This window comes from Paucihalobacter sp. (assembly GCF_036825875.1).
Taxonomy (GTDB): domain Bacteria; phylum Bacteroidota; class Bacteroidia; order Flavobacteriales; family Flavobacteriaceae; genus Paucihalobacter.
Map to the genome: position 1 here is coordinate 21,535 of NZ_DAISXK010000035.1, position 7,556 is coordinate 29,090.

7 protein-coding genes are annotated in these 7,556 nt (G+C 33.4%); 4 read left to right on the forward strand and 3 right to left on the reverse strand.

Translation table 11 applies throughout. The annotated features are described in order from the left end of the window. Positions 1–26 precede the first annotated feature (26 nt). Positions 27–413: a helix-turn-helix domain-containing protein gene (locus V7Z48_RS10255; RefSeq protein WP_334113347.1), complete on the reverse strand. Its 387-nt coding sequence runs from the start codon at positions 411–413 to the stop codon at positions 27–29. Between the two features lie 302 nt (positions 414–715). Between V7Z48_RS10255 and V7Z48_RS10260 the strand changes: the two genes are divergently transcribed. The 3 genes from V7Z48_RS10260 to V7Z48_RS10270 all read left to right on the forward strand — a co-directional run bounded on the left by V7Z48_RS10260 (position 716) and on the right by V7Z48_RS10270 (position 2,998). Beyond that, complete coding sequence (locus tag V7Z48_RS10260; RefSeq protein ID WP_334113349.1) at positions 716–1,864, forward strand: M14 family zinc carboxypeptidase; 1,149 nt, start codon at positions 716–718, stop codon at positions 1,862–1,864. Between the two features lie 71 nt (positions 1,865–1,935). Continuing rightward, positions 1,936–2,415, forward strand: a complete 480-nt coding sequence (locus tag V7Z48_RS10265; protein WP_334113350.1) for an Lrp/AsnC family transcriptional regulator — start codon at positions 1,936–1,938, stop codon at positions 2,413–2,415. A 76-nt stretch (positions 2,416–2,491) separates the two neighbouring features. Next, the gene (locus V7Z48_RS10270) at positions 2,492–2,998 is read left to right on the forward strand and encodes a DinB family protein (RefSeq protein WP_334113351.1); all 507 of its coding nucleotides are present in this window, start codon (positions 2,492–2,494) and stop codon (positions 2,996–2,998) included. Here V7Z48_RS10270 and aroB read toward each other — a convergent pair. Further along, a complete protein-coding gene (aroB, locus tag V7Z48_RS10275; RefSeq protein ID WP_334113352.1) occupies positions 2,989–4,065 on the reverse strand; it encodes a 3-dehydroquinate synthase in 1,077 nt (358 codons plus the stop codon). The two genes, V7Z48_RS10270 and aroB, sit on opposite strands and share 10 nt — an antisense overlap. Positions 4,066–4,249: 184 nt before the next feature. Here aroB and V7Z48_RS10280 point away from each other — a divergent pair, with 184 nt between their 5' ends. Beyond that, complete coding sequence (locus tag V7Z48_RS10280) at positions 4,250–5,428, forward strand: proline dehydrogenase family protein (RefSeq protein ID WP_334113353.1); 1,179 nt, start codon at positions 4,250–4,252, stop codon at positions 5,426–5,428. On the opposite strand, the gene V7Z48_RS10285 is transcribed toward V7Z48_RS10280, so the two are convergent. Then, the coding region (locus V7Z48_RS10285) for a GumC family protein (RefSeq protein ID WP_334113354.1) at positions 5,425–7,556 on the reverse strand (2,132 nt) is incomplete at its 5' end. The two genes, V7Z48_RS10280 and V7Z48_RS10285, sit on opposite strands and share 4 nt — an antisense overlap.

Genomic DNA, 7,556 nt, shown 5'->3' on the forward strand with positions numbered 1-7,556 from the left:
CGAAAATTAGATAATCACCTATCACTTTAATTATTAGTTTCGAAATTTTCAAAACTACCGTCGGAATAAAAAATCACAATACGCTCAATTAATTTTTCAGATTTTGAAGCGCGTTTTTTTTCAATCACTTTTTCTTCTGTAAGAAGTGCAGATGGTTTTATAGTTTCAATTTTTTGTTCAGTCTTATCAGAAGGGAAATGTCCTTTACCATTCAATAACCAATACAATTCAACTTCGGGATAGGAAGTAAGAACCTTCATTACAAAATCTAAACTGGGCTTATTTCTACCCGATAAAATATGTGAAATAGAGGAGCGCTGAACACCAATATTATCGGCAAACGAAGAGGCTGACTCACCATAATATTGAATCACTTTTTCAAGTCTTTTGGAGAATTCAGGTGTGTTTATCATTGTAAATTATCTTTGGGTGCAAATCCGATTACAAATGTAAAAACAATATTCCATATATGCTTTAAAATTGCAATGAATTTGTTATTTGTATTAAACTAATTATTTACGAAAGACTAATTAAATTACTGAAAATAAACATTTAATATAACTTATTTTAAGTACCCATTAAGTTTTGATATAAATAACACTTTATTGTAACAATTCCTGTGTAAACTTGTAAACAAACACAAGGATTTTAAATAGTCACGCTGTTTACAAATGTAAATTAACAATTGTATACCTTTGTCTTTGATTAAAAAATTATGACGACTAGTAAATTAGATTTATGGTTTAAATCCTACAACGAAAAATCCCTTTCGCATAGGTATATCACTCATGAAATGATCGTGCCTTTGATTCAAAACTTAGGCGCCAATTTCAAGGTTGATGTGGTAGGTCATTCAGTTAAAAATATTCCGATAGAAACCATCACTTTTGGAAACGGGCCTACTAAAATTTTAATGTGGTCTCAAATGCACGGCAACGAAAGCACAACAACAAAAGCTCTTTTCGATGTGTTAAACACCCTAATAATGGAACCTTCGTTAAATCCATTTTTTGATGAACTAACAGTTTGCATTGTTCCAATGTTGAATCCAGATGGTGCGTTTGCCTACACACGAGTAAATGCAAATCAATTCGATTTAAATAGAGATGCCCAAGAATTGACCCAACCTGAAAGTAAAATACTTCGACAAGTTTATAACAGCTTTAAACCTGATTATTGTTTTAATTTACATGGACAGCGCACTATTTTCGGTGCTGGTAAAACTGGAAATTCTGCAGTTGTTTCGTTTTTAGCACCTGCTCAAGACGAACAGCTAACGGTTACGAACACTAGAAAAACCGCTATGGAAATTATTGTACAACTCAACATTAAACTTAAAGCAGATTTGCCTAATCAAATAGGGTTATATGATGATGCATTTAATATCAACTGTGTTGGAGACACGTTTCAAAGTTTTAACACACCTACTGTTTTGGTGGAAGCAGGCCACATTAGAGAAGACTATCCACGCGACATAACTCGTAAATATATTTTTAAAACGCTATTATTGGCTTTCGATTATTTGAAGTCTGGTGTCGTGATAAAAAATGAAACTGTAGAACAATACCAATCCATTCCATTAAATGAAAAATGCTTTTTTGATGTTATTATAAGAAATGCAAGAATCGAAGACGGTTCTAAACAAGTAGATATTGCGTTTCAGTTTGCAGAAGTTCTACAGAATGGTAAAATAGTATTCAAACCTAAAGTTGAGAAAATAGGAGATTTATCTGAATTTTTTGGCCATAAGGAAATTAATGCAAAGGGAAATTTGGTAAAAACAAATACCAATAAGACCATTTATGAAGGTTACGAAAACGTTTTAGTTTTGATAAATAACGAAAAAATACCCGTTATGCTTTAAAATAGCTTAATAAAAAGACTGTTTTATTAAATTAAATACATTAATTTTGCTGAAACTAAAGAATTAATGTAATGGCAAAATTTAAACTAGACGAAGTCGACCACCAAATTTTAGACATGCTAATCGACAATACGCGTGTACCTTTTACCGATGTTGCTAAAAAGCTTTTAGTTTCTGCAGGAACAGTTCACGTAAGAGTAAAAAAAATGGAAGAAGCCGGAATTATTCAAGGTTCGTCATTAACTTTAGATTATCAAAAGCTCGGCTATTCATTTATTGCCTACGTGGGTATTTTTTTACAAAACACATCTCAAACAAAATTTGTGTTAGAACGTATTAACGAGATACCGTATGTTACTGTTGCACATATAACTACGGGAAAATTTAATGTTTTTTGTAAAATTAGAGCCAAAAGCACCACACATGCTAAGGATATCATCTTTATGTTAGATGATATTGAAGGCGTTTACCGCACTGAAACAATGATTTCATTGGAAGAAAGCATCAATGACAAAAAACGATTAATGCACACCATATTTAATGAACTATAACTATCTTAACACTAATTGCCTTAAGCCCTTCAATATCCACAGATAACGAAGGGTTTTTGTTTAAATGAAAATCAAGATGAATTTACAGTCCAACGAATACCATCCCTATTACGATTTATACTTGTCTAAATGTCCTTTTGAAGATATTGGACAAGGCTTAACAGAAAGTAAGAGCGATTTTACTTCATTTCTAAAATCCATACCAGATGAAAAATTAGAATTCCGCTACGCCTTAGACAAATGGACTGTAAAAGAGGTAGTGCTTCATGTTGTGGATACTGAGCGCATATTTGCCTATCGTGCCTTACGCTTTGCCAGAAGAGACTTCACGTCCTTAGCGGGATTTGATCAAGATGAATACGTGCCGCTTTCAAAAGCGAATAAACGGTCCATAGCATCTTTAATAGAAGAGTTCGAAACGGTTAGACAGTCAACCATTTCCTTATTTAAAAGTTTTGAAGTAGAAGATCTTTTACAGATAGGCAAAGCGAGTTCAACTGATGTCTCGGTGCGTGCGCTTGGATATATATTAATTGGTCATCAAAATCATCATAAAGAGATTATTGAGCAACGTTATTTATAACAGTTATTGTAAAAGTCAAAAGCTTCAACAATTAAATTATTTTCTACCTTACAATCTAATTTTGGACTGCCAATATTCTCTAAAAGCACAAAATTTATGTTTCCGTAACTATTTTTTTTGTCGTGTTTTAACAATTCAATAATGGGGTTATATTCGTTTGAATTAATCTCAACTTTTTGATATAGCCTAGTTATAATCGAAACAACTTCATCTAAATCTTTTTTTGAAAATTCAGCGAGTTTATAAGAAATAAAACACTCCAAAATTATACCAGCGGCTATCGCCTCACCGTGTAATAATTCACGTTTACTAGGATTAGTCAAATAAAACGACTCCACCGCATGACCTAGTGTATGTCCGAAGTTTAGCGATTTTCTCCGGTCATTTTCAAAAGGATCTTCAGTTACAATATCGTATTTGATTTGTACTGATTCATAAATGAGCGCATCTAATTCATCGAAATTTTTCAATGTCCAATCATTGAATTTATTCCAATAATTACGGCTATAAATAAGTCCGTGTTTGAGCATTTCAGCAAGGCCTGAAAGCATTTGTATATCCGGTAGGGTTTGAAGGAATGATGTGTCTATCAAAACCATTTCACCTGAATTAATAACACCAACCTGATTTTTTAAAACACCTAAATCAACGCCTGTTTTACCACCAACTGATGCATCTACCATAGCCAATAAAGAAGTAGGAACGTTTAGATATGAAATGCCACGCTTGTAGGTACAGGCGACAAATCCGCCCAAATCCGTTACAACGCCGCCACCTAAATTAATAATGAGCGCTTTTCTATCGGCATCTAATTCGGCTAAAGCTTCCCAAACACCAACGCAAGTTTCAATATTTTTATGAATTTCACCAGCTTCGATTTCAATAATTTCAATAGTGACCTCGGTTTCTACATTGGCTAAAAATTTCGGCAGACAATAATCATGCGTGTTACTGTCTACTATCACAAATATTTTGGAAAATTTTACCGTATTAAGGTAGCTATTGAGGTGCTTGTAAGCTTCAGCATTAAAGTGAATTGAATAATTATCGGCTTGTATAGAAGTCATGTTTTTTAAAACAAAAAATTAGATGGTGAAATTAATTAGATTTTGTTAGAAAAACACCCTAAAATGCTGGTTTTTTATGTCTGCAATTAAGGAATATTTAGCATAAAATGGATATTTGAATCTTCTTAATTTCTATATCTTTACACTCGATTTTTAATATTTAAACGACCTTATTTCTGCCCGAATGACAAATAACCAACTATTTGAAAACACGAAAGTTGCATTTCAACTAAAAACCGATTCCGAATTAGAACGTGCCTATTTTCTATTTAAAATGATCTCTCACGAACCTTTGGTGCGAATAGGAACGGCAGCAACCAATTTTGCACTAAAAGCGCATTTACCAGTTGAAGGATTGATTAGGTCCACTGTTTTTGATCATTTTTGTGGAGGCGTTAATGAAGAAGATTGCTTAAAAGTGATCGACAAAATGTATGAAAGTGGAGTAAGTTCGGTGCTGGATTATTCTGTTGAAGGCAAAGAAACGGAAGCGCAATTTGATGCTGCCATGGAAAAAACTTTGAAGATTATTCGATTTTCAGATGATCGTGATGCTATGCCAATTGCGGTTTTTAAACCTACAGGTTTTGGCAGATTTCATTTATACGAAAAGAAAAGTCAAGGAAAATCATTATCTGCTGATGAACAAAACGAATGGGATAGAGTAGTAGCCCGATATCATGCGGTTTGTAAATTAGGAAAGGAAAAAGATGTTGAAATTCTTATTGATGGAGAAGAATCTTGGATGCAAGATGCTGCAGATATCTTAGTTGAAGAAATGATGTCTCATTACAATACCGACAAACCAATAGTTTACAATACATTACAGCTTTATCGCTGGGATAGATTGGATTATTTGGTGCAACTTCACAAGCGTGCAATTAAACAGGGATTTAAAATCGGCGTTAAAATAGTTCGTGGTGCTTATATGGAAAAGGAACGGGAACGTGCTCATGAAAAAGGATATAGATCACCTATTTGCGATAGTAAATTTGAAACTGACCGGAACTTTAATGACACCATGAAATATATTTTGGAAAATATAAATGATATTTCGGTGTTTGTTGGGACCCACAACGAAGTTAGTAATTATATAGCCATGAATTTAATGGATAAGTTAAACATCGCTAAAAACGATAATAACGTTTGGTTTGGTCAACTGTACGGCATGAGTGATCATATCAGTTTTAATCTCGCAGCAGCAGGATATAATGTTGCTAAATACGTGCCATTTGGACCAGTTAAAGACGTTATGCCATACCTGATAAGACGCGCCGAAGAAAACACCTCGGTTGCAGGGCAAACCAGTAGAGAACTTAATTTAATAAAAAAAGAACGCCAACGCCGCAAGTTAGATGACTAACTTACTAATCGTTTAATCCAAGATTTTTTCTTTTTGTTCGGATTATTTCCGTAGCCGTAGCCATAACCCTTTTTTTGTTCGGTTCCATTTAGTAAAACCGTCATATTTGGTAGCCTTTTTTCCGTGTACATAGTCTGAGCAATATGAAGTTGACGTTTGTCAATATTGTTGGCGCTCACAACATACAAAAACAAATCAGCGAATTTACTGATAAGCAAAGTGTCGGTCACCAAACCAACAGCTGCAGTATCTACAATAATGTAGTCGTATTCTTTTTTAACCTTTTTAAATAATTCTTCAACGCGTTCGCTCATAAGTATTTCAGCAGGATTTGGTGGAATTGTTCCAGATGGTATAATATGAAGAAAGGAATTATCTTCTACTTGTATAGTTACATCGGTAAGTGACTTACTTTTATCTGAGATATAGTCGGTGAGTCCTTCTTTTGTTTCTATATTTAAATAATCATTAACTCTCGGAATTCTAATGTCAGTTTCTATTAATAAAACTTTTTTCTCTGAAAACGAAAATGACGAAGCTAAATTGATAGACGTATGCGACTTGCCTTCCTGGCTTGTGGTTGACGTTACAAAAATGGTTTTGCAAGGATTGTCATTATCTTTAAGAAGAAATCCGATATTGGTTCTAATAATTCTAAAAGCCTCGGCTTTAGGCGAGTAGTCTACTTTCTTTATCAGCCTGCTTTTGGAAGATGATTTAGGAATATCGCCAATGTAAGGTGCACTCACTATTTTAAGCAAGTCGTTTTTAGAATGAATTTTGGTGTCCAATAAATCTCTTACATAAATTATTGAAACAGGAATAAAAAGTCCAAGCAAAATGGCAGCTAAATAAATAATTTTAGGTTTGGGATTTACAGGACTGTCCAAAGCATAGGCCTGGTCAATAATTTTTGCATTCGGTGAAGACATGCCTAAGGAAATGGCGGTTTCTTCTCTTTTTTGAAGTAAGTATAAATACAGCGATTCTTTGATGTCTTGTTGACGTTTAATATCTCTAAATTGTCGCTCTTTTCCGGGAGCAGAGTATATTTGAGAACTAATTCTAGCATCTTCTCGATTGAGGTTATTAAGGGTAATATTATTAGCCGATTTTATATTTTTAAGGCTCATATCGAGGTTTTCCTTAAGCGACTGAATTTGATTATCTAAGTTCACAACCGTCGGATTTTTTTCACTCGAACTTTTTAAAATCCTGTTACGTTGCAATACCAAATCGTTATGAATTTTGGTTATTTCAGATATGTTTGAATCTGCGATACCCACATCAGCAGGTAACAAATCGGCATTGCTATTGTTTTGCTGAAGGTGATCACTCATAAAATCAATTAATTGCAACTGATTCGCAGTTGTTATAATTTTAGATTCGTTTTCACGTTCGCTTTGAAGGTAAATACTTGATTGGGCCTGCAGTGCGGTCAATCGGTTGTCCTTTTGTAATTTTTCCGCAGTAAAATCTACATTTTCGAGCTCGTTGGATACAATGTTTAATCTACTATTAATAAAATCGGAGGTGGTTTTAACAATAAGCTCTTTGTCGTTGATAACATCGTCGTTATACTTTTCTATAAATTTATTTAATACAGTTACCGCCTTTTCAGGAGAAGTTTCAATAACGCTCAACTTCACGATATTCGATTTTAAATCACTTTCAATTTTAATTTTTGACTGGTAACCTTCTATAATGCTTCTTAAAGGTTTTAACCTAATTTCCACAAAAGATCCAATTTCCGAACCGTAATTGCCAAAGTTAGGTGTGATGATAAATTCGCCAAATTTCGAGGTTACTCTTTCACCGAAAGCATATTTCTCATACTCATTTTTCTCAAATTCTAAAATGTTTTTAGCGTTAATATTAGAAAGTTCAAAATGGGTTTTAGAGATTATTTTTATAAAAAAAGTAGCATATATAGTTTTCACTATAGAATCTGAGACTAAGAAATTAATATTTATTGGTTGATTTGAGAAAATTTCTTGAGTTTTAACTTGACCAAGAACAAAATATTGAATATTTAAATTTAAATCGTCAACAACTTCGCTAGCGATAGCACGGGATTTGATAATTTCTACCTCATCGGCAACTTTAGAAAATGAATTTGAAAACATTC